At 72.1% G+C, this 22,447-nt stretch carries 21 protein-coding genes; 7 read left to right on the forward strand and 14 right to left on the reverse strand.

Annotated features, from left to right (window positions below; all coding sequences use genetic code 11):
* Nucleotides 1–484: hypothetical protein (locus tag AB0G02_RS10965; protein WP_360792463.1), on the reverse strand; the 484-nt coding region annotated here is incomplete at its 3' end.
* Nucleotides 485–487: 3 nt separating this feature from the next.
* Nucleotides 488–1,189, reverse strand: coding sequence for a uracil-DNA glycosylase (locus AB0G02_RS10970; protein WP_360792465.1), 702 nt, complete (start codon nucleotides 1,187–1,189; stop codon nucleotides 488–490).
* A 30-nt stretch (nucleotides 1,190–1,219) separates the two neighbouring features.
* Between AB0G02_RS10970 and AB0G02_RS10975 the strand changes: the two genes are divergently transcribed.
* A complete protein-coding gene (locus tag AB0G02_RS10975) occupies nucleotides 1,220–2,707 on the forward strand; it encodes a peptidase S10 (RefSeq protein ID WP_360792467.1) in 1,488 nt (495 codons plus the stop codon).
* 622 nt (nucleotides 2,708–3,329) lie between these two features.
* Here the strand turns inward: AB0G02_RS10975 and AB0G02_RS10980 are convergent.
* From AB0G02_RS10980 to eno, 11 genes are all read right to left on the reverse strand, one after another.
* Nucleotides 3,330–4,325: a dipeptide ABC transporter ATP-binding protein gene (locus AB0G02_RS10980; protein ID WP_360792469.1), complete on the reverse strand. Its 996-nt coding sequence runs from the start codon at nucleotides 4,323–4,325 to the stop codon at nucleotides 3,330–3,332.
* Nucleotides 4,318–5,304 (reverse strand): ABC transporter ATP-binding protein, encoded by a 987-nt coding sequence (locus AB0G02_RS10985; RefSeq protein WP_360792471.1) that lies wholly within the window; start codon nucleotides 5,302–5,304, stop codon nucleotides 4,318–4,320. The genes AB0G02_RS10980 and AB0G02_RS10985 overlap by 8 nt, the downstream gene beginning before the upstream one ends.
* A gap of 18 nt (nucleotides 5,305–5,322) precedes the next feature.
* Nucleotides 5,323–6,222, reverse strand: coding sequence for an ABC transporter permease (locus tag AB0G02_RS10990; protein ID WP_360792473.1), 900 nt, complete (start codon nucleotides 6,220–6,222; stop codon nucleotides 5,323–5,325).
* Nucleotides 6,215–7,138: an ABC transporter permease gene (locus tag AB0G02_RS10995; RefSeq protein WP_360792475.1), complete on the reverse strand. Its 924-nt coding sequence runs from the start codon at nucleotides 7,136–7,138 to the stop codon at nucleotides 6,215–6,217. Before AB0G02_RS10995 ends, AB0G02_RS10990 begins: the two co-directional genes overlap by 8 nt.
* 66 nt (nucleotides 7,139–7,204) lie before the next feature.
* Nucleotides 7,205–8,827, reverse strand: coding sequence for an ABC transporter substrate-binding protein (locus AB0G02_RS11000; RefSeq protein ID WP_360792477.1), 1,623 nt, complete (start codon nucleotides 8,825–8,827; stop codon nucleotides 7,205–7,207).
* Between the two features lie 164 nt (nucleotides 8,828–8,991).
* A complete protein-coding gene (locus tag AB0G02_RS11005; protein WP_360792479.1) occupies nucleotides 8,992–9,942 on the reverse strand; it encodes a Ppx/GppA phosphatase family protein in 951 nt (316 codons plus the stop codon).
* A 185-nt stretch (nucleotides 9,943–10,127) separates the two neighbouring features.
* Nucleotides 10,128–11,897 (reverse strand): cellulose-binding domain-containing protein, encoded by a 1,770-nt coding sequence (locus tag AB0G02_RS11010; protein ID WP_360792481.1) that lies wholly within the window; start codon nucleotides 11,895–11,897, stop codon nucleotides 10,128–10,130.
* A 464-nt stretch (nucleotides 11,898–12,361) separates the two neighbouring features.
* Nucleotides 12,362–13,654, reverse strand: a complete 1,293-nt coding sequence (locus AB0G02_RS11015; protein WP_360792483.1) for a lytic transglycosylase domain-containing protein — start codon at nucleotides 13,652–13,654, stop codon at nucleotides 12,362–12,364.
* Nucleotides 13,655–13,813: 159 nt separating this feature from the next.
* Nucleotides 13,814–14,311, reverse strand: a complete 498-nt coding sequence (locus AB0G02_RS11020) for a DUF501 domain-containing protein (RefSeq protein WP_360792503.1) — start codon at nucleotides 14,309–14,311, stop codon at nucleotides 13,814–13,816.
* Nucleotides 14,308–14,934, reverse strand: coding sequence for a septum formation initiator family protein (locus AB0G02_RS11025; RefSeq protein ID WP_360792485.1), 627 nt, complete (start codon nucleotides 14,932–14,934; stop codon nucleotides 14,308–14,310). Before AB0G02_RS11025 ends, AB0G02_RS11020 begins: the two co-directional genes overlap by 4 nt.
* A complete protein-coding gene (gene eno, locus AB0G02_RS11030; RefSeq protein ID WP_360792487.1) occupies nucleotides 14,934–16,220 on the reverse strand; it encodes a phosphopyruvate hydratase in 1,287 nt (428 codons plus the stop codon). Before eno ends, AB0G02_RS11025 begins: the two co-directional genes overlap by 1 nt.
* 108 nt (nucleotides 16,221–16,328) lie before the next feature.
* Between eno and AB0G02_RS11035 the strand changes: the two genes are divergently transcribed.
* The 3 genes from AB0G02_RS11035 to AB0G02_RS11045 all read left to right on the forward strand — a co-directional run bounded on the left by AB0G02_RS11035 (nucleotide 16,329) and on the right by AB0G02_RS11045 (nucleotide 17,816).
* A complete protein-coding gene (locus AB0G02_RS11035) occupies nucleotides 16,329–17,042 on the forward strand; it encodes an alpha/beta fold hydrolase (RefSeq protein ID WP_360792489.1) in 714 nt (237 codons plus the stop codon).
* A 67-nt stretch (nucleotides 17,043–17,109) separates the two neighbouring features.
* The gene (locus AB0G02_RS11040; protein WP_360792491.1) at nucleotides 17,110–17,487 is read left to right on the forward strand and encodes a tetratricopeptide repeat protein; all 378 of its coding nucleotides are present in this window, start codon (nucleotides 17,110–17,112) and stop codon (nucleotides 17,485–17,487) included.
* Nucleotides 17,484–17,816 (forward strand): hypothetical protein, encoded by a 333-nt coding sequence (locus AB0G02_RS11045; RefSeq protein WP_360792493.1) that lies wholly within the window; start codon nucleotides 17,484–17,486, stop codon nucleotides 17,814–17,816. Before AB0G02_RS11040 ends, AB0G02_RS11045 begins: the two co-directional genes overlap by 4 nt.
* 20 nt (nucleotides 17,817–17,836) lie before the next feature.
* Here AB0G02_RS11045 and AB0G02_RS11050 read toward each other — a convergent pair whose 3' ends face one another.
* Nucleotides 17,837–18,694, reverse strand: a complete 858-nt coding sequence (locus AB0G02_RS11050) for a lytic murein transglycosylase (protein WP_360792495.1) — start codon at nucleotides 18,692–18,694, stop codon at nucleotides 17,837–17,839.
* 167 nt (nucleotides 18,695–18,861) lie between these two features.
* Here AB0G02_RS11050 and efeU point away from each other — a divergent pair, with 167 nt between their 5' ends.
* Genes efeU through efeB form a run of 3 tightly spaced genes read left to right on the forward strand, consistent with a single transcriptional unit; the run spans nucleotide 18,862 to nucleotide 22,069 of the window.
* On the forward strand, nucleotides 18,862–19,677 hold the full coding sequence (gene efeU / locus AB0G02_RS11055; protein WP_360792497.1) for an iron uptake transporter permease EfeU: 816 nt from the start codon (nucleotides 18,862–18,864) through the stop codon (nucleotides 19,675–19,677).
* A 14-nt stretch (nucleotides 19,678–19,691) separates the two neighbouring features.
* Nucleotides 19,692–20,822: an iron uptake system protein EfeO gene (gene efeO, locus AB0G02_RS11060; RefSeq protein ID WP_360792499.1), complete on the forward strand. Its 1,131-nt coding sequence runs from the start codon at nucleotides 19,692–19,694 to the stop codon at nucleotides 20,820–20,822.
* Nucleotides 20,819–22,069 carry an iron uptake transporter deferrochelatase/peroxidase subunit gene (gene efeB, locus AB0G02_RS11065; RefSeq protein ID WP_360792501.1) on the forward strand — a complete coding sequence of 417 codons (1,251 nt, stop codon included), beginning with the start codon at nucleotides 20,819–20,821 and terminating at the stop codon, nucleotides 22,067–22,069. The genes efeO and efeB overlap by 4 nt, the downstream gene beginning before the upstream one ends.
* The last annotated feature ends 378 nt before the right edge of the window (nucleotides 22,070–22,447 follow it).

Consider the following 22,447-nt stretch of genomic DNA (forward strand, 5'->3'; position numbering starts at 1 on the left):
CGTGCTCCTCGGGCAGCTCGGGCGCGTCGACCGCGGGGCCCACTCCCCGACGCCGCCGCCTGCGCCGGAACAGGCCGAGCGAGACGAACAGCCACACCACCCCGACTACCGCCGCCGCGGCCAGGAGGATCATCAGGACCAGCAGCGACCCGGCCGCGGGCGAGCTGTCCACGGCGGTGTCCAGCGGGGGCGCCGACCGGGTGATGGCGGGCAGTTCGACGTCGACCCCCGCCGCCGGCTCCCCGTACCGCACCGGCGACGTCCCGCGCGCCGCGAGCGCGATGAGGACGAGCGCGGACCCCACCGCGAGGACGAGCGCGAGCCGGGGCTTCATGGTCCCCAGGATGCCCGCCGACCGGCCGCGGCGGGGCGGGTTCGCGCAGAACACCGCCGACCGGACCCGCCGGACCGCCGGGAGCCGCCGGGTCGGGTCCGCGACGTGGCCGCCGCCCCCGACGATCGCGCGGTCGGCTCGGCCGCCCACGGCCTAGATGATCCCCGCCGCCGCGCCGGCCGCCCGCAGGACGTCCTGGAGCATGGGCTGGGTGAGCTTGCCGGTGAACGTGTTCTGCTGGCTCACGTGGTAGCAGCCGAACAGGTGCAGCGGCTCGCCGCCGTCCTGCGCGGGCAGGGTGACCCGCGCGCCGTGCCCGAACACCGGCCGCGGGCGCGGCACCTGCCAGCACGAGGCCAGCACCGGCAGCGCCGCCTGCCAGCCGAACGCGCCCAGCACCAGCACCGCGCGCAGCGTCGGCCGGAGCAGCTCCAGCTCCCGGATCAGCCACGGCCGGCAGTTGTCCCGCTCCTGCGGGGTCGGCTTGTTCTCCGGCGGCGCGCACTTCACCGGTGCGGTGATGCGGGTGCCGATCAGCTCCAGGCCGTCACCGACGTGCGTGGCCGTGGGCTGGGTCGCCAGGCCGACCGCGTGCATCGCCGCGTACAGGAAGTCGCCGGACCGGTCGCCGGTGAACATGCGGCCGGTGCGGTTCGCGCCGTGCGCGGCGGGGGCCAGGCCGATGATCGCGAGGGACGCGTCCGCCGGGCCGAACCCCGGCACCGGACGTCCCCAGTACTCCTGGTCCCGGAACGCCGCCCGCTTGACCCGCGCGACCTCCTCGCGCCACGCCACCAGCCGCGGGCAGGCGCGGCAACGGGTAACCCGTTCGTCAAGAGCGGAAAGCGGGAGCACTGGCGGCGACTCCGATCGTAGAGTTCGACCATGACCGACAAGGACAACGGCGACGAGCGGGCCGCCGAGGACAAGCCCGGGGACGAGCAGGGCCTCCCGGCCGACGACCTCGTCACCACCCAGCACAGCATCACCGTCAAGCGGCGCAAGCTGAACTACACCACGACCACCGGTCGGGTGGTGCTGCGCCAGGAGGTGCTGACCGAGGGCAAGTTCGACGGGCACCAGCCGAAGGCCGAGGTCTTCGTCACCGCGTACACGCTCGACGGCGCGGACCCGGCCAAGCGTCCGGTGACGTTCGCGTTCAACGGCGGACCCGGCTCGTCCAGCGTGTGGCTGCACCTGGGGCTGCTCGGGCCGCGCCGGGTGGTGTCCGGTGACGTCGGCGCGCTCACGCCGCCGCCGTACGACCTGGTCGACAACGCCGAGACGCTGCTCGCGCACAGCGACCTGGTGTTCATCGACCCGGTGTCCACCGGCTACTCGCGGGCGGTGAAGGGCGAGAAGCCCGGCCAGTACCACGGCTTCCAGGGCGACCTGGAGTCGGTCGGGGAGGTGATCCGGCTCTGGACGTCGCGCAACGGGCGGTGGATGTCCCCGAAGTTCCTGGCCGGCGAGTCGTACGGGACCACCCGCGCGGCCGGCCTCGCGGACTACCTGCAGACCCGGTACGGCATGTACCTCAACGGGCTGATGCTGATCTCGTCGGTGTTGGACTTCGCCACGTTGGACTTCAGCGAGGGCAACGACCTGCCGCACACGCTGTTCCTGCCGACGTACGCGGCCATCGCGCACTACCACGGGCTGCACGGGACGCGGACGCTGGAGGACGTGCTGGCCGACGCGGAGGACTTCGCGTCCCGCGACTACCCGTGGGCGCTGGCGCGCGGCAACCGGCTGTCCACTGAGGAGCGTGCGGCGGCGGTCGCCCGGCTGGCCGGGTTGACCGGGTTGAGCGAGGACTACGTGGACCGGGTGGACCTGCGGATCGAGCACGTGCGGTTCTTCACCGAGCTGCTGCGCTCGCAGCGCAAGGTCGTCGGCCGGTTGGACTCGCGGTTCACCGGGCCGGACGCCGACTACGGCCGCGAGCACTTCAGCGAGGACCCGTCGTACTGGGCCATCCTCGGTCCGTACACGGCGGCGCTGAACCACTACGTGCGGGCGGAGCTGGAGTACGAGAACGACCTGCCGTACGAGATCCTGACGATGAACGTGCGGCCCTGGTCGTACAAGGAGTTCGAGGGGACGCACGTGACGGTGGCGAACAAGCTGTCGTCGGCCATGCGCGCCAACCCCCACCTGCGCGTGCACATCGCGTACGGGTACCTGGACGGCGCGACGCCCTACTACGCGGCCGAGCACGTGGTCGCGCACCTGCGCATCCCGGACGAGCTCCACGCCAACATCGAAGCCGCCTACTACCCCGCCGGGCACATGATGTACGTGCACGAACCGTCGCGGGTGCAGCAGTCGAAGGACCTGGCGGCGTTCATCCAATCCGCCTCCGACCGCTAGCCGCCGGGACCTGTCGCAAGATCACCCGGACGAGCGAACCGAGTGCCGGAGGGGATCAATGTCATCGCCGAAAGCGTTGCCGGAGAAGAGGAGGCGGCGCACACGGCGGGACCGGTAGGTGGACAGGACCGAACCCCCACCCCTGCCGCGGGGCTGAGCAACAGCACCAGCCCGACCCCGCGGCGGGGGGCGGAGCGCGGTGTACGGGCGCGCGGTACGGGAGGGACGGTCGACACGTCCGCCCGCTCGCACGGACCTGCGCGGGGCCTGCGGTGCCTACCGGGACGGTCGGGCGGCGGCGCGACGGGGTGGGGCGGCCCGGTAGGCGGTCGGTGGCCGCGCGGTCGGTGGCCGGGTGTCGGGTCGGTCGCCGCGCGGCTGGTGGCGGGGTGTCGGGTCGGTGGCAGCGGCCGCGCGGCTGGTCGGCGGTCGGCGGTCGGCGGGTCGAGCAGTGGGTAGGTCGGTCGGCGGCGGTGAGGCGGGCTGCCGCCGGCCGGCGGGGTGGAGTGGGTCACCGCCCGGCGGGATGGCCGGGTGGCCGGTGTGGTGGGGCGGGCTGCTCGGCGGGGTGGCCGGGTGGCTGGTGTGGTGGAGCGGGTTGCTCGGCCGGGTGGCCGGGTGGTCACGGCACGACGTGGCGCTCCTCGGCGAAGTGGCAGGCGCTCGGGTGGGTGCCGATGCGTGTCACGAGGGCCGGCTCGTCGGTCGCGCACACGTCCTGCGCCTTCCAGCACCTCGTGCGGAACCGGCAGCCGGACGGCGGGTCCACCGGGGACGGCACGTCGCCCGTCAGCCGGATCACGTCGCGCCGCCCCCGCAGGGCCGGGTCCGGCACGGGCACGGCGGACAGCAGCGCCTGCGTGTACGGGTGCGTGGGGTGCCGGTAGATCTCCTCCTCGGTCCCGATCTCGACGATCTTGCCGAGGTACATCACGGCGACCCGGTCGGACAGGTGCCGCACCACCGACAGGTCGTGCGCGATGAACACGTACGACAGCCCGAACTCGCCCTGGAGCTCGGCCAGCAGGTTCATCACCTGGGCCTGGATGGACACGTCCAGCGCCGACACCGGCTCGTCGCACACGATCACCTTCGGCCGCAGCGCCAGCGCCCGCGCGATCCCGATCCGCTGCCGCTGCCCGCCGGAGAACTGGTGCGGGTAGCGGTTGAGGTGCTCGGGGTTCAGCCCGACCACGTCGAGCAGCTCCCGCACCCGCCCGGCCCGCGACCCGCGCGGCGCGACCTCGGGGTGGATCTCGAACGGTTCACCGACGATGTCGCCCACGGTCATCCGGGGGTTGAGCGAGGTGTACGGGTCCTGCAGCACGATCTGCATGTCGCGCCGCCACCGCCGCAGCGCCGCGCCCCTCAGGTCGAACATCGGGGCACCCTCGAACAGGGCCGTCCCGGACGTCGGCGGCTCCAGCCGCATCAGCACCTGCGCCAGCGTCGACTTGCCGCACCCCGACTCACCGACGACGCCGAGCGTCTCCCCCGCGCCGAGCGTGAACGACACCCCGTCCACCGCCCGCACCTGCCCGACGGTCCGCTTGAACGCCACCCCGCGCGTCACGGGGAAGTGCTTCACCAGGTCGCGCACCTCCAGCAGCTCAGCCACGGCCACCACCTCCGACGACCTCCTCCGCGAAGTGGCACGCGCTGGTCCGCCCGAACCCGAGCGGCACGGCGGCGGGCACGTGGGTGGCGCACACGTCCTCCGCCCGGGGGCACCGGGGGTGGAACGGGCAGCCGGGTGGGATCCGCAGCAGGCTCGGCGGCAGCCCGCGGATCGTGTCGAGCGCCGCGCCCTTGGCGTCCAGCCGGGGCAGGGAGCGCATCAGGGCCGCCGTGTACGGGTGGCCGGGCGAGCGGAACAGCGACAGCGCGTCGGCCTGCTCCACGATCCGGCCCGCGTACATCACCACGATCCGGTCGGCCACCTCCGCGACGACGCCGAGGTCGTGCGTGATCAGCACCAGGCCCATCCGCCGCTCGCGCTGGACCTCGGCCAGCAGGTCCATGATCTGCGCCTGCACGGTGACGTCGAGCGCCGTGGTGGGTTCGTCCGCGATCAGCACCTCGGGGTCCAGCGCCAACGACATGGCGATCATCGCGCGTTGCCGCATGCCGCCGGAGAACTGGTGCGGGTACTCGCGGACCCGTTGCCGGGCCGCCGGGATCCGCACCAGGTCGAGCAGCTCGATGGCCCGCGCCCGCGCTTCGGCGCGCGTCATGCCGCGGCGCAGCCGGAGCTGCTCCTCGATCTGGAACCCGACGGTGAACACCGGGTTCAGCGCGGACAGGGCGTCCTGGAAGATCATCGCGACGCCGGCGCCGCGCACCTCTCGCCGTCGTTCGGCCGGTGCGCCCAGCAGCTCCTCGCCGTGGAACCGCACCGAGCCCCGCGTGACGAAGGCCGGCGGGGTGTCGAGGATGCCCATGATCGCCTGGGCGGTCACGCTCTTGCCCGACCCGGACTCGCCCAGCACGGCCACGGTCTCGCCCGCGGACACGTGGTAGCTGACGCCGTTGAGCACGCGCGCCACCCCGTCGCGGGTGCGGAACTCCACGTGCAGGTCGTCGACCTCCAGCAGCACGCAACGCCTCCTGTTCGCTCAGCGGAGCTTGGGGTCGAGGGCTTCGCGGACCGCGTCGCCCAGCATCACGAACGCGAGCACGGTCGCGGTGAGGAAACCGGCCGGGAACAGCAGCGCGTGCGGTGCGACGCGCAGGTAGTCCTTGGCGCTGTTGATCATCACGCCCCAGGACACGACCGGTTGCCGCAGGCCGATGCCGAGGTAGGACAGGGTCGCTTCGGCCCCGATGAACGCGCCCAGGGCGATGGTCGCGTAGACCATCACGGGCGCGACGCAGTTGGGCAGCAGGTGCTTGCCGATGATCCGCCCGGACGACGCGCCCAGCGCCCGTGCCGCTTTGACGTAGTCCTGCTGCTTGGCGGCGATGGCGGTGGACCGCATGATCCGCATGGCCACCGGCCAGGACAGCACCGAGATGGACAGCACGACCTGCGCCACGATCCGCACCGGTCCGGCGTCGCCGCCCGCGTTCAGCGTGGTGAGGATGACGATCGCGCCGAGCACGAACGGCACGCCGACGAACACGTCCGCGACGCGGGACACCACGGCGTCCAGCCAGCCGCCGTAGAAGCCGGCGAGCATCCCGATCGACGCGCCGACGAGCACGACGCCGATCGTGGACAGGATGCCGACGACCAGGGACGCGCGGGCGCCGTAGACGACGCGCGTGTACACGTCGTAGCCCTGGTTGTCGTAGCCGAACCAGGCGGCGGACGACGGTGCGCCGCGGGAGCGGGACAGGACGGCGGCGTTCGGGTCGCCCGAGGTGAACAGGCCGGGGAACGCCGCCATCAGCAGCACGAGCAGGATCAGCGACACCGACACCCAGAACAGCGGTCGCCGGCGCAGCGCGTACCAGGCGTCGCCGAAGAGCCCGCGCGGGCGTTCGACGACGAGGGACGCGATCTGGTCAGTCATAGCGGATCCTCGGGTCCAAGACCGCGTAGAGCAGGTCGACCAGCAGGGTCATCACCAGGTACACCAGCACCAGCACGGTCACCACGCCGGTCACCATCGCGCCGTCCTTGGTCAGGATCGACCGGAACACGAGGCCGCCGACGCCGGGGACGTTGAATATCCCCTCGGTGACGATCGCGCCGCCCAGGAACGCGCCGAGGTCGGTGCCCAGGAACGTGAGCACCGGGATGAGCGAGTTGCGCAGCAGGTGCACGCCGACGATCCGCCGCTGCGGCAGGCCCTTGGCCAGGGCGGTGCGCACGTAGTCGGCCCGCCGGTTCTCGGAGATGCTCGCCCGGGACAGCCTGGCCACGTAGGCCATGGACAGGCTGGCCAGCACGAACCCCGGCACGATCAGGTTGCCGAACGACGGTGTGGTGACCGTCGGGGAGATCCAGCCGAGCTGCAGGCCGAACACCAGCTGCACGACGTACCCGGTGACGAACACCGGGATGGAGATCAGGAACAGCGTGGACACCAGCACGAGGCTGTCCAGGAACCCGCGGTTGCGCAGGCCGGACACGACGCCCGCGGTGATGCCGATGACCGCTTCGACCAGCAGCGCGACCAGCGCCAACCGCAGGGTCACCGGGAACGTCGCCGCGATGCGGTCGAGGACCTGCACGCCCGAGGACGTGACGCCGAAGTCGCCCTGGACGAGCTTGACCAGGTACTTCCAGTACTGGAGCAGCAGCGGGTCGTCGAGGTTGAACCGGTCGCGCATCATCGACACGTAGGCGGCCGGGCAGTCCCGCTCGCCGCACTTGCCCTCGAACGGGTCACCGGGCACCGCCCACACCAGGGCGTAGATCAGGAACGTGGTGCCGACGAACACCGGCACCATCTGCAACAGCCTGCGCAGCACGTAGCGCCCCAACGAGCACTCCCCTCGACCGGGGCCGGCCCGGTGCGCACCCGGGCCGCCCCGACTGGCGATCCGGTGCTAGGCGACTTCCACCGAGTAGAGGTCGAGCGTGCGGAACGGGTCGAGGTTGGCGACCTTGAGCCGGTCCGAGCGGCCGGCGACGGTGTTCTGCGTCCACAGCGGGACGGACGGCATGTCCTTCGCCAGGATCCGCTCGGCTTCGAGGTAGAGCTTGATGGCGTCCTCCTCGTTGGCCGCCTTGTCGGCCTCGGCGAGCTTCGCGTCGAACGCCGGGTTGGTGTACAGGCCGTCGTTGGAGGACGCGCCGGTGCGGAACAGCGGCGTGAGCCAGTTCTCGATCGACGGGTAGTCCGCGATCCAGCCGGCCCGGTACATGCCGGTCATCTCGTGCGCGTTGACCTTCTGGCGGAACTCGCCGAAGCTCGTCGACGGCACGAACCGGGCTTCGATGCCGAGGGTGTTCTTGATGCTGTTGACGACGGCCTCGGCCCACTCCTGGTGGCCGCCGTCGGTGTTGGACAGCAGCACGATCTCGCCGGTGTAGCCGGACCTGGCGAGCGCTTCCTTGGCCTTGGCCGGGTTGTACGTGCAGAACTCGCCGCACTGGCCGGGTTGGTAGCCCTTCATCAGCGGGTGCACCCAGCCGTCGGCGGGCTTGCGGGTGCCCTCGAAGATCCGCTGGGTGATCTCCTCGCGGTTGATCGCCATGGAGATCGCGTGGCGCAGGTCGACGTTGTCGTAGGGCTTGACGTAGAACGGGAAGGCGATGGTCTGGTTGTTCAGCGTCTCGCGCTGCACCACCCGGTCCCCGAGGTCGGTCTCGTACTGCTTGCCCGCCAGCGCGTTGGGCGGCAGCTCTTCCATGAAGTCGAGGTTGTTCGCGACCAGGTCGGCGTAGGCGGACTCGCGGCTCTGGTAGACCTTGAGCGTCAGGTCCTTGAACTTCGGCTTGTCGTCGCCCTTGTAGTCGTCGTAGCGGGTCAGCTTGATGTCGGTGCCGACCGTGCGCGAGACGTACTTGAACGGGCCGTTGCCGATGGGGTTCTGCTCGAACGCCGTGCGGTCCTTGAAGAACGCCTCGGGCAGCGGCGAGAACACCTCGTAGCCGATGGTCACCGGGAAGACGGCGAACGGCTCGGACAGGGTGATGGTGAACGTGTGGTCGTCCACGACCTTGAGCCCGGACAGGGTGTTCGACGTGGGCGCGGGTGCTTCCCGCGGTCCGTCGGCGCCGTCGGGGTCGTCCGGGTGGACGGCGGCGAAGCCCTCGATCTGGGAGAAGAAGCTGGCGCCCTGGGTGGCGTTGGGACCGAAGGCGGTCCAGTTCCAGGCGTCGACGAAGCTGTTGGCGGTGACCGGGGTGCCGTCGTGGAACAGCCAGCCCTGCTTGAGCTTGACGGTGAAGACCTTCGAGTCGGTGGTGTCGATCGACTCGGCCATCGCGTTGACCGGTTGCGCGTCCTGCGCGCGGTACTCCACCAGGCCGGTGAACAGCGGGTCGAGGACGCGGCTGCCGCCGACCTCGGTGGTGTTGCCGGGGACGAGGGGGCTCTCCGGCTCGGTGTTGAAGATCGTGATGCCGGCGTCGGTGTTCGAGCCGGTTGGCGTTTCCGCCGAACCGCAGGCCGTCGCGGCCAAGGCGACCGCGATGACCGCGGGGACTAATCGTGCACCTGACATGGGCCCTCCCACCTGATCGGGTGTAACCGAGCAGAGTCGACCGCTTCCGGAGCGTGGGAGAAACCTATGCGCACGGTGATCGGGACCACATGGGTCCAGGCGTCACAACCTCGTCACGATCAATCCCAGTTGACAGGACAGGTCCGGTCGTCCGGGTGGCGTGGTCAGGCGAGGGAGAACGCGATGCCGTCGAGGATGTCGTGCTCGCTGGCGACCAGTTCGGTCACTCCGCGCGACTCCAGGTGGTCGGCCAGGGCGCGGACGATCAACGCCCCGCCGCAGATCACGTCCACGCGGCCGGGGTGCATGGGCCCGAGGGCCGCCCGTTCGTCGTGACGCATGGTGAGCAGCTTGGCGGTGGTCTCGCGGATGCGGTCCAGGCCGAGCCGGGCGAGGTGGATGTGCTCCGGGTCGTAGGCGGGCAGGTCGTCGGCCAGCGCGACGAGGGTGGTGACGGTGCCGGCGACGCCGATCCAGGTCTTCGTCTCGGCGGTGGGCACGGCGTCGAACGCCTCGGCCAGGACGTCCCGCGTCACCCGGACGGCCTCCTCGACCTCGGCCTCGGTCGGCGGGTCGCCGTGCAGGCACCGCTCGGTGAGGCGGACGCAGCCGATGTCGACGGACCGGGCGGCCTTCACGTCGCCGCGCACGCCGTCCCAGGTGCCCAGGACGAGCTCGGTGGAGCCGCCGCCGATGTCGGAGACGAGGAACGGGCCCTCGTCGGCGTCCAGGTCGGACACCGCGCCGGTGAACGAGAGGCGGGCCTCCTCGTCGCCGGTGATGACCTCGGCCTCCACGCCCAGGACCTCGCGGGTCATGTCGAAGAAGGCGGCCTTGTTGGCGGCGTCGCGGGTGGCGGAGGTGGCGACCATGCGCACCCGTTCGGTCCCCTTGCGGCGCAACACGTTCGTGTAGTCGAGGAGGGCGGCGCGGGTGCGGGCGATGGCGTCGGGGTGGAGCTCGCCGGTGGCGTCGACGCCCTGGCCGAGCCGGACGACCCGCATCTCCCGGTGCACGTCCCGCAGCCACCGCCCGCCACCGTCCGAAGTGGTCACGTCAGCGACCAGGAGGCGGATCGAGTTGGTCCCGCAGTCGATCGCGGCCACGCGTGCCATGCCCGTTCCTCCAGCCGGTTCCACAGAGGTCCCCGCCCGGGGGACCCCTGTTCTTCATTCTGCCAGAGGGGTCCGACAAATCCGGCCCTCGACCGTGCGGGGGGACCCGCGGGCGCCCCCCGCGGGTCCCCCCGGCTCGGTCGATCAGTGCCGTGCGATCGATCTGTGCGATCAGTGCCGTGCGATCAGTTCGGCGAGTGGATCCGGTCGGCCGCGTTGGCCGCGTAGTCCCTCGTCGCGCCGCGCACGAACAGGTTCTGCTCGGTGTGGTTGCCGGAGAAGTACTGCCGGATCGAGCCGTTGAACGGCGTGGTGGAGGCGTTGCGGCCGTACACGTCGGTGTAGACCGCGGTCGGGCCGGAGTTGCGCACCTTGAAGCCGCCCGCGCGGTACTCGCGGAGCGTGCCCTTGAACGGCGAGCGCGGGTCGTCCCACGCCACCTGTTGACCGGTCTGCCCGGTGATCCGCCGGACGGCGTCGCAGTAGTCGCCGCGGATGCCGTCGTAGCAGAGGTCGACCTGGCGGGCCAGCTTGTTCGGCTTCGAGGCGTCGTAGTAGCGCGACGGGTTGAGCACGTAGAACAGCGGGGTGATGGCGAACGTCAGCTGCGGGGTCGTGACCGAGACGTCCGAGAACCAGAACTCGTGCAGGTCGTTGGTGTCGAACGGGATGTCGGTGCCGGTGATGACCTCGAAGTGCGTCTTGCCCTCGCGGATCGCCTGGACGCACGACGCGTCCGTGATCAGCCTGCCCAGCGAGCGCGTGTCGGACGGGGAGTCCGCCGGGACGGCCGGGCCGACGGTGGTGAACCTGTTGTTGAACGGGCCGGGGCAGTCGGTCGCGCCGAAGCCGCCCGGACGGCCGTTCGGGATCAAGGCGGTGAACCTGGCCTCGGTCACCTGGTTGTCGTCCTTGTGCGTGCACCGGTTGTTGTAGATCAGCTCGTGCACGTTGTTGGTGAACGCGTCGGGCGAGTGCGTGCCCTGGTGGAACTTGAACAGGATGTCGCAGGTGGCGATCGTGGTGCCCTGCGGCGGGAAGAAGCTGGTGCCGTTGTCGCCCTGGATGACGTTGGAGTCGTTGACCGCGAGGACCTTGTGGCCCACGTGGTCCTCGTGCCGGTGCGCGCCGGTGGGGTTGCTCGACATCATGACTTCGCTGGTGTAGCCGAAGTACGGCCACTTCGCGGTGGCGAACAGGTCCGAGGTGCGCGGGTCGTCGCCGTGCTCGTGGCCGAACGAGCAGCCGCTCGCGTCGCGCGGCGGGTGCCAGGTCGGGTAGACCTTGCCGTCCGGCCCGTACGTCCAGTAGCGGGCGTGGATCTCGCGCGAGCACTCCCCCGCCCTGGGCGAGTAGCCGGTGCCGTCGGCCTTGGCGACGATGTCGTAGGCCATGCTGGTCTGCGCGTCCGCGGGCGGCAGGGACTTGCCCCAGGCCGGGTTGTCGGCCGGCGGCACGGTCGTGGTCGACGTGGGCGACGACGTCGACGACGAGGTCGTGGTCGAGGTGGGCCCGCCGGGCGATCCGGTGGTCGTCGTCACCGGCGCACCGGTGCAGGTGGTGCCGTTGACCGCGAAGGTGGCCGGTGCGGGGTTGCTGCCGGTCCACGAGCCGTTGAAGCCGAACGACGCGGTGCCGCCGGTGGCGAGGGCACCGTTGTGACCGGCGCTGCGCGCGGTGACCTGCGCCCCGCTCTGGGTCGCGGTGGCGTTCCACGCCTGGGTGACCTTCTGGCCGGCGGTGAAGCTCCAGGTGACCGTCCACGAGCTGATCGGGTCGCCCAGGTTGGTGACGTTGACGTTCGCGGTGAAACCGTTGTCCCACTGCGACGGCACCGAGTAGGTGACGGCGCAGCCCGTGGCGGCGGCCTGCGCCACGAAGACCGTGCTGCCGACGCCGACGGTGGCGACTGCCAGCGCCGACAAGAACCGTGATCGATGTCTGCGGATGTGCATCTGCCCTCCATGGAGCGTTGCCGGGTGGCGGCGGTGGCTCAGGGCATCGCGCGAGCGGTACGACCGGGTGCCTTCAACGCGGGGTGACGCCGGCGCCGCGGGTGGACCTCGCGCGGCTGGTCGGACGACCGGCGGCGCGGTCCACGGGCATGCGTCCTCCTCGTCGAGGGCAGCGGGGCAGCACTGGGCGAGCCTGTTTCCGCGGTGGCGGGGATGGCGGCCTCCACCGGCACCGCGCGCCGCGGCGGGTTCGGTCGGTCGTCGTGCGGCGGACGACCGGGGCACCGAACAGCGGCGGGTGACCGGATCGGCACGGTGCACCGTGTCGATGGCGGTAGTGTTCGACCGACTCCGCTGCGCTGTCAACGGTTGACGCAACGTTGCGAAAGTACGTGTCTTAACCCGTTAAGCGCGTGACTCCGCGACAGGCGGCCGGGCGGTGGCGGGGCGGTGGCGGGACAGGCTCAGGTGGCCCGCATGGACGACGTCACGGCCGGCGGCTCGGAGTAGCCGGAGTTGGCCGACGTGCCGCCGGGCGTGCCCTCGGGCGCCGTGGTGCCGGGCGCGGTCGTGCCGACGGGCGTGGTGGACGTCGTGGTCGGCGTCGGGCAGCCGGGCGGGATCGACGGCGTCGTGGTGGGCGCGGTCGTGGAGGTGCTGGTCGTCGGCCCCGTCGTCGGCGTCGGGCACGTCGGCGTGGTCGTCGTCGTGGTGGTCGTGGTGGTGGTGCTGCTCGACGGGGTCGGCGTCAGGGTGATCGTCACGCCGGGCCGGGACGTGGTCGTCGTCGGGGTCGGGGTGGTGGACGGGTTGGACGTCCCCGAGGACGGCGGCGTGGTGCTCCCGGGCGGCGAGGGGTTGGTGCCGCCCGGCGTGGTGTCGTCCTCCAGGCCATGCCCGAAGTCCTCGTCCGAGCCGATGACGTCCGGCAGCACGGGCACGCCGGTGGCGTACACCTCGGCCCAGTACAGCACCGTGGCCACGTACTCGTTGGACTGGTTGTAGCGGAACACCGCCCGCGCCCGCTGCTCCGGGTTGGCGACGTCGGCGCCGTTGGCGCACAGGTAGTTGCCCGCGCCGATGGTCGCGTCGTAGACGTTGTTCGGGTTGCGCTGGCCGTCCTCGTTGCCGTCGGCCGCGTAACCGTCCCAGGTGGACGGGATGAACTGCATCGGCCCGACGGCCCGGTCCCACGTGCGGTCGCCGTCGAACCTGCCGCCGTCGGTGTCGCGGATGGCCGCCACGCCGGGTGCTCCGTTGAGCACCGGCCCCAGGATCGGGCTGACCGTGGTGCCGTCCTCGGTGACCCGGCCGCCGCGGGCGTGACCGGACTCGATGCGGCCGATGCTCGCCAGCAGCGGCCAGTCCAGGTGGCAGCCGGGCGTCGTCTGGGACAGCCGCTCCGCCGCGCGCATGTAGGCGTCGAGCATGACGCCGGGGATGCCGTGCTGGCCCTCGCGCGGGAACCCGCCCTCCAGCGGGGGCAGGTCGTCGCCGAACTCCGAGGGGTCGTCGGCGTCGGCCAGCAGCGCCGCGCTCAGCTCGTCGGTCTCGGGCAGGCGGCCGGTCGCGCCGAGCTTGCCCTTCGCGTCCAGCGCGAGCGTGCCGAGCACGTCGCCCGGACCGGGCGGCACGGCCTCGACGTCGGAGCTGCCGGCGAGGTTGACCCAGTCGATCGGGGTGGCCGTGTGCAGCAGTGCGGGCACGAGCATCGCGGCGGTCGCGGTGGCGGCGAGGCCCCACTGTCGCGGCGTCATCGTGCCCGGGTGGACCCTGGTCCGCTTCCGCCCCCGACGCTTCGACTTCGGCACAGCCACGAACTCCCCATCGACTCGTCACCCGGCCTACCGACCAGCCTGCCTGATCCGGACGGTGGTGTCACGGGCGCGCACCGTGTTTGTGCGGCGAAACAGCCCCTACGGGCAGTTTTTCACCGTTGACGCGCAGTCGCCGCTCGGCCACCACTCCGCCAGCAGGTCCAGCGCCTCGTCACCGAACGGGTTGACCCCCCGGCCGACGGCCAGCGAGTGCGCCACGTGGACGTGCAGGCACTTGACGCGGCTGGGCATGCCGCCCGCGGTGACCGTCGTGCCCAGCGGTTCGATCGCGTCCCGCTCGGCCAGGTACAGCTCGTGGGCCCGCTGGTAGCGCCCGGCCAGCTCCTCGTCGACGGCCAGCCGGTCGGTCATCTCCTTCATCAGGCCGGCCCCTTCGAGCCTGCTGACGGCGGAGTTCAGCCGCGAGCACGTCAGGTAGTACAGGGTCGGGAACGGCGTGCCGTCCTCCAACCGGGGGTTGGTCTGCACGACCGCCGGGTGGCCGCTGGGGCAGCGCGCGGCGACCTCCCGCATGCCCCGCGGCGCGCGCCCCAGCTGGGCCGCGACCGCCGCCCGGTCCTCGTCGCTCACCGTCATCGCGTCGCCGCCGAATCCCACAACTGCTCGTACCACGCCTTGTCCTCGGCCGGTTTGGTGGCCGGTCGCCGTTCTTCCAGTTCGCGCTCCGCGTCGCCGGGGAGCTGCACGACGTAGGGCGTCTCGCCGGGCCGCACGTAGTGCAGCCTGCGCCGGGCCTCGGCCTCCACGTGCGCCGGGTCGGCCAGCTCCCGCTTGCGCTGCTCCAGCCGGTCGACCTCGGCGCGCAGGGTCTCCTGCGCGGCGTAGGAGCCGCGCAGCTCCTCGCGCTGGGCCAGGTAGGTGCGCAGCGGGACGGCGATGCTCAGCGCCAACGCGCACACCACCATCGCCAGCAGCGCGGCCCGCCGCGTGCCGGTCATGCCGAACGCGCCGCCGGTGCCCGCGCCCGCCCTGGTCCGGGCCCTGGACTGCGGCTTGCGCGGCCTGCCCTTGCCACCCGGTTGCGCGCCACCCGACTGGGCCCGCCCCGACTGCGGCCGACCCGGTTGGGCGCGCGTCGGTTTGCCCGGCTCTCCCGCGCGGGCGCCGCGCGCCTCGGCGTCACCGGCCCGCGCGCGGGCAGGGCGGGACCTCGGCGTGGCGTCACGGCCACGCCGGGGGTCCCGTTCCCGTCGTGCCATCAGCTCTCCGGCGTGTACCGCGGGAAGGCCAGGTCACCGGCGTAGCGCGCGGCGTCGCCCAGGGCCTCCTCGATGCGCAGGAGCTGGTTGTACTTCGCGGTGCGCTCGCCGCGGGCGGGCGCACCGGTCTTGATCTGGCCCGCGCCGACGGCCACGGCGAGGTCCGCGATCGTGGTGTCCTCGGTCTCGCCCGACCGGTGCGACATCATCGACTTGTAGCCGTAGGAGGTGGCCAACGCGACCGCGTCCAGCGTCTCCGACAGCGTGCCGATCTGGTTGACCTTCACCAGCAGCGCGTTGGCCGCCCGGCGGGAGATGCCCTCCTCCAGCCGCTCCGGGTTGGTCACGAACAGGTCGTCGCCGACGATCTGCACGCGCTCGCCCAGCTCGGCGGTCAGCTGCACCCAGCCGTCCCAGTCGTCCTCGGACAGCGGGTCCTCGATCGACACCATCGGGTAGGAGTTGACCAGCTCGGTGTAGTAGCCGGTCATCTGCTCGGCGCTGCGCTTGGACTTCTCGAACGTGTAGGCGCCGTCGGAGAAGAACTCGGTGGCCGCCACGTCCAGGGCCAGCGCGATGTCGCGGCCCGGGGTGAAGCCCGCCTTCTCGATCGCGACCAGGATCAGGTCCAGCGCGTCGCGGTTGCTCGACAGCGACGGCGCGAAACCGCCCTCGTCGCCCAGGCCCGTGCCCAGGCCCTTCGACTTCAGCACCGACTTCAGCGCGTGGTAGGTCTCCGCGCCCCAGCGCAGGGCCTCGCGGAAGCTCTCCGCGCCGATCGGCGCGATCATGAACTCCTGGATGTCCACGTCGGTGTCGGCGTGCGCGCCACCGTTGAGGATGTTCAGCATCGGCACCGGCAGCACGTGGGCGTTCGGGCCGCCGATGTACCGGAACAGCTCCAGGCCGCTGGAGGCCGCCGCCGCCTTCGCCACCGCGAGGGAGACGCCGAGGATGGCGTTCGCGCCCAGGCGGGACTTGTCCGGCGTGCCGTCCAGGTCGACCAGCTTCTGGTCGACCACCCGCTGCTCGACGGCCTCGATGCCGACCAGCTCGGGACCGATCTCGTCGAGCACCGCCGTGACCGCGCGCTCGACGCCCTTGCCCAGGTAGCGCTTGGCGTCGCCGTCCCTCAGCTCGACCGCCTCGTGCTCGCCGGTCGACGCGCCGGACGGGACCGCCGCGCGCTCCAGCGTGCCGTCGTCCAACGCCACCTCTACCTCGACGGTCGGGTTGCCTCGCGAGTCCAGGATCTCGCGGGCGCCGACCTGCTCGATGACCGCCACGTGCGCTCCCTCGTCAGACCATTCGTGTATCGGTGCCGAGCCTAGTTGGTGCAAGGTGTGGGACGGCCCCGGCTCACCTGTCGGGGCGTGGTGGGGAGGGGTTCCGCGGTGGTGCACGTCGAACGGGGCGGGGACGGGCCGCTGCTGGTGCTGCTGCACGGGCTGGGCGCGACCGGGGCGGTGTGGCGCTCGGTCGTCGGCGCGTGGCCCGGGTCGTGGGTGGCGGTGGACCTGCCGGGGCACGGCCGCTCCGCGCCGCTGGAGCGGTACTCGTTCGGGTCGCTGGCCGCCGCCGTGGCGTCCGCCGCGGGTCCGGGGCCGGTGGCGGTGCTGGGGCACTCGTTGGGCGGCGTGGTGGCGTTGACGCTGGCCAGCGGCTGGTTCGGGGTGGACGTGCGGGCCGCGGCCGGGCTGGGGATCAAGCTGCGGTGGACGCCGGAGGAGCTGGCGAAGGCGGCGTCCACGGCCGCACGGCCGGCGCGGGTGTTCGGGACGCGGGACGAGGCGTCGGCGTGGGCGGCGCGGCTGGCGGGCGTGCCGCTGGAGGACGGCGTGGTCGAGGTGGACGGCGGGTGGCGGGCCGCGCTGGACCCGGCGGCGTTCGGGGTGGGTGCGCCGGACGTGGCGGGGCTGCTGGCGGTGGCCAAGGCGCCGGTGGTGCTGGCGGCGGGTGAGGTGGACCACATGTGCCCGCCGGAGCACCTGAGGGCGGCGCAGCCGGGTGGAATGGTGCTGCCGGGGGTGGGTCACCAGGCCCACGTGGAGCGACCGGCGGCGATCGAGCCCGTGCTCGACCGGCTGCACGGGGCGCTCGTCGCGTGACACGCCGTCCCGTCATCCGGTCGGCTGTCGATCCGCCACCGGATGCGCGGGTAGCGTTGATCGAACCATGACCGACAGCACCTTCGAGGCGTTCCGCCGAGCCGAGGCGCTGCTCGCGGAACGCCGTCCGCTGGAGGCGCTGCGCGAGCTCCGGATCGTGCTCGAAGCAGCCCCCGACCAGGTCGGCGTGCAGCTGCTCGCGGGCCGGGCCTACCTGGGCTCGGCCCAGCTGGGGCGTGCCGAGGCGGCGTTCCGCCGGGTGCTGGAGCTCGACCCGAGCGACCACTACGCGCGGTTCGCGCTGGGCCGGACGTTGCAGCGGCAGAGCCGGTTGACCGAGGCGTTGACGCAGCTGCGGATCGCGGCGGCGATGAACCCGTCGCCGGAGTACCAGGAGGCGTTGGGCGAGGTCAGCGCCCGGCTGGCGGTGGAGCGGGACCGGTGAACGCCGACGACGTGGTGGCCGAGCGGCGGCTGGAGGCGGTCTCGCCGGACGGCGTGCGCACGCCCGTGGTGGTCTCGGTCGGCCGACCGGGGCCGGACCCGCTGAGCGCCCACGACGACTGGCGCTGCCCGTTCCGCGTCACGGGGCTGGGCGACGAGGTCGTCGGCGCGGCGTTCGGCGTCGACTCCCTGCAGGCGCTGCTGCTGGCCGTGCACAAGGTGCGGCTGGAGCTGGCCGCGCGGGCGGGGGCGGAGTCGGTCGCGCTGGACTGGCTCGGGCACCCGGAACTGGGCCTGACGGTCGAGCCGCACCTGCCGAACCCCCGCTGACCGGCCCGGACCGGTCGGGTTCAGCCCAGGCTGGCGCGGGCGTAGGCGTCCGCGCCGCTGTAGACGTTCTGGCCGTACTCGGTCGAGTTGTTGTAGTCCAGCACCGCGGCCCACCAGCCGGAGCCCGTGCCCAGGTCGCGCCCGCCCGAGCAGAGGTAGCGGGCGGCGGCGAGGGCGGCGTCGTCGATGTTCTGCGGGTCCGGGGACCGGCCGTCGCCGTTGGCCCGGACGGCGTACTTGACCCACGTGGTCGGGATGAACTGCATCGGGCCGACCGCCCGGTCCCACTTCAGGTCGCCGTCGAGCGTGCCGCCGTCGCTGTCCGCGATGGCCTTCACGCCCGGTGAGCCGTCCAGCGGGATGCCGATGATGGGGCTCGACGGCCGGCCGTCCTCGCCCAGCCGCAGGCCGCCGATGGTGCCGTGGTGGGACTCGATGCGGCCGATGCCGGCCAGGGTCGCCCACGACACCCGGCAGTCCGGGTCCTGGGCGCGCATCAGCAGGTCGGCCACGGCGTAGGCGCGCAGCGCGCGGGCCGGGACGTCGATCTTCTCCGACAACGACGCGGCCCACGCCGTGAGGGGTTCGACGTCGCCGGTGGCGGCGGGCGAGGCCTGCGGTTGACCGCTGGTGGGCACCTCGGCCGAGCCCGGCGCGGCGACGCCCGGTTCGACGGCCAGGAACGGCACCGGGAACGGCGGGTCGGCGATGGGGCCCGGACCGGACCGGTTGAACGTGCTCAGCGCCCACGCTCCCCCGGCCACGACGGCCAGCAGGAGCAGGACCAGCGCCAGCCGTCCGACGAGGTTGCCGACCCGACCGCGGGCCGGAGGGCGCGGCTCGGTGTGCGGCGTCTTGGACGGCGGCGGGACGACCACGACCCCAGGCTACGTGCTCTTCGGGCCGGACAAGGCGGAGATCACACGGTGTTTCTGTCTGGTATGAGGCTTTTATCACCTGAATGCCGGTTTGTCCTACTGGACTCCCCAACCAAGCCTTGCCTAAGTTTGACCAGCCTTAGTTAACTCCGCGTGAGGACGTCACCGTGCTCGTCAGCAATGGGCTCATCGGGCTGCGTGAAGGACTGGAAGCGGCGCTGGTCGTGAGCGTCCTGGTGGCTTTCCTGGTCAAGACCGACCGCCGGTCGCGCCTGCCGCAGGTGTGGCTGGGCGTCGGTGCCGCCGTGCTGCTGTCCGTGCTGGTCGGCGCGGTCATCACGTTCACCACGGCGACGATGACCTTCGAGCAGCAGGAGGCGTTCGGCGGCGGGATGTCGCTGCTCGCCGTCGCGTTCGTCACGGCGATGATCTTCTGGATGCGGTCGACGGCCCGCACGATCGCCTCCGACCTGCGCGGCAAGCTCGACCGCGCGCTCGACGTCGGCCCGGCCGCCGTCGTCGTCCTCGCCTTCCTCGCCGTCGGGCGGGAGGGCCTGGAGACCGCGGTGTTCTTCTACTCCAGCGTGCAGAGCGCGGGCAGCACCACGCAGCCGCTGATCGGCTTCCTGATCGGCATCGGCATCGCGGTCGCCCTGGCCTACCTGCTCTACCGGGGTGCGATCCGGTTCGACCTGGGCAAGTTCTTCACCTGGACCGGGGCGCTGCTGGTGTTCGTCGCGGCGGGCGTGCTCGCCTACGGCCTGCACGACCTCCAGGAAGCCGCGATCCTGCCCGGCCTCGACACCCTGGCGTTCGACCTGAGCGACACCGTCCCCGAGGACTCCTGGTACGGGGCGCTGCTCAAGGGCATCTTCAACTACTCGCAGCGCACCAGCGTGCTGCAAGCCATCGCCTGGACCGCGTACGTCGCGATCGTCCTGCCGCTGTTCCTGATCCGCCCGCGCGTCGCGGCGAAGAGCTGAAACCGGAGACCCCCGTGCACGTCCCCACCGCCGTCCGCACCGCCGCCCTCGGCACGCTGCTGCTGCTGGCCACCGCCTGCGGCAACGAGGCCGCGCCCGCCGGGGCCGACGGGCCCATCGCCGTCGAGGCGACCGACGACGCCTGCAAGGTCGCCCGCACCACGTCGGACACCGGCAACGTGACCTTCGAGGTGACCAACAAGGGCACCAAGGTCACCGAGTTCTACCTCTTCGCGGAGGGCGACCGGATCCTCGGTGAGGTGGAGAACATCGGCCCCGGCCTGACCCGGCGGCTGATCGTCGAGGTCACCGACCCGGGCAAGCTGCAGACCGCGTGCAAGCCCGGCATGAAGGGCGACGGCATCCGCGGCGAGTTCACCGTGTCCGGCGACGGCAAGAAGTCGACCGACACCGACGCCAAGCTGGCCGAGGCGACCAAGAGCTACCAGCGCTACGTCAACTCCCAGGCCGACAGCCTGCTCACCAAGACCACCGAGTTCGTCGACGCGGTCAAGGCGGGCAAGGTCGAGGACGCCAAGGCGCTGTTCCCCGTCGCGCGGATCTACTGGGAGCGCATCGAGCCCGTCGCGGAGAGCTTCGGAGACCTCGACCCGAAGATCGACGGCCGTGAGGACGTCATCGAGGAGGGCATGGAGTTTACCGGCTTCCACCGCCTCGAGAAGGACCTGTGGCAGGACGGCCTGCAGGCCGACTCCGCCACCGTCGCGGACCGGCTGCTCACCGACGTCAAGGACATCGTGACGCGGGCCAAGGCCGTGGAGCTGACGCCGGTGCAGCTGGCCAACGGCGCGAAGGAGCTGCTCGACGAGGTCGCCACCGGCAAGATCACCGGCGAGGAGGACCGCTACTCGCACACCGACCTGTGGGACTTCCGGTCCAACGTCGACGGCTCGCAGGCGGCCGTCGCGGCGCTGCGGCCGGTCATCGAGGAGCGGGACGCGGCGCTGGTCGCGTCGGTCGACGAGAAGTTCAAGGCGCTGGACGAGCTGCTGGAGACCCACCGCGCCGGTGACGGCTTCAAGCTCTACACCGAGCTGTCCGAGGACGAGGTCAAGGCGCTGGCCGCGGCCGTGGACGCGCTCGGTGAGCCGATCAGCCAGGTCGCGGAGGTGGTGTCGCGATGACCGGCCTGCCCCGACGCAGGTTCCTCGGGTTCGCCGGCGCGGGCGCCGCGCTGGCCGGCGCCGGTGCGGCGGTCGGCGCGCTGTCCGCGTCGTCCTCCCGTGACGACGAGGTGCGGCTGACCGGCGCGGGGGCCGTGCCGTTCCACGGCGAGCACCAGGCCGGGATCACCACCCCCGCGCAGGACCGGATGCACTTCGTCGCGCTGGACGTCACCACGACCAAGCGGGCCGAGCTGATCTCGTTGCTCAAGGAGTGGACCGAGGCGGCCCGGCGGATGACCTCGGGTCAGGAAGCGACCGAGAACGGCGCCGTGGGCGGCAACGCGCAGGCGCCGCCGAAGGACACCGGCGAGGCGCTGGACCTGCCCGCGTCGTCGCTGACGCTGACCATCGGGTTCGGCCCGTCGCTGTTCGACGACCGGTTCGGGCTGGCCGCGCTCAAGCCGGAGAAGCTGATCGACCTGCCGCGGTTCCCCGGCGACGACCTGGACGAGCGGCGCACCGGCGGCGACCTGTGCATCCAGGCGTGCGCGAACGACCCGCAGGTCGCCGTGCACGCGATCCGCAACCTGGTGCGGATCGGCTTCGGGCGGGTCTCGGTGCGCTGGTCGCAGCTCGGCTTCGGCCGCACGTCGTCCACCTCGACGAGCCAGTCGACGCCGCGCAACCTGTTCGGCTTCAAGGACGGCACCAACAACGTCAAGGCCGAGGACGGCGACGCGCTGCGCGACCACGTGTGGGTCGCGCCGGGCGACGGGCCGGACTGGCTCGTCGGCGGCACGTACCTGGTGGCCCGGCGGATCCGGATGCACATCGAGATCTGGGACCGGACGTCGCTGGTCGAGCAGGAGCAGATCGTCGGCCGCACCAAGGGCGTCGGCGCACCGCTCGGGCAGGTGGCCGAGTTCGACCCGATCGACCTGCACGTCAAGGGCAAGGGCGGGCAGCCGGTCATCCCCGAGACCGCGCACGTGCGGCTGGCGTCGGCCGAGCACCTGAAGGGCGTGCGCATCCTGCGTCGCGGCTACAACTTCACCGACGGGTCGGACGGCCTCGGGCACCTCGACGCCGGGCTGTTCTTCCTCTGCTTCAACCGCGACACGGGCAAGCAGTTCGTGCCCATGCAGGCGGCGCTGGCGGCCAAGGACAAGATGATGGAGTACCTGGAGCACAACGGCTCCGGTCACTTCGCCGTGCCGCCGGGCGTCCGCGAGGGCGGCTTCTGGGGCGACACCCTCTTCACCTGACCGCGTGTCCTACGTCCAGACCAACCGTGTCCTACGTTCGGAACACCCGAGTTGAACGCTCGGAACACCCCTGAACGCTCAACTCGGGTGTCCTGGACGTAGGACACGCGCGTTCCGGACGTAGGACACGCGCTCACGTGACCGGGGGCGGGCCGGAGGTGGTCGGCTCGGGTTCGAGGCTCGGGTCCGGCGGTGGGGTCGTGGCAGGCGGCGGGGTCGTCGCGGGTGGTGGGGTCGTCGCGCGCGGCGAGGTGGTCGCGGGCGGCGTGGTGGTGACGTCCGGGTCGGTGGTCGTGGCGGGCGGACTGCCGGACGGGCGCCAGGGCGGCAGCGGCTCGGCCCGCCCGAGCACGGCGGTCGGCACCGGCGACCCGACGA

The sequence above is a fragment of the Actinosynnema sp. NPDC023658 genome, assembly GCF_040639995.1.
Classification (GTDB): domain Bacteria; phylum Actinomycetota; class Actinomycetes; order Mycobacteriales; family Pseudonocardiaceae; genus Actinosynnema.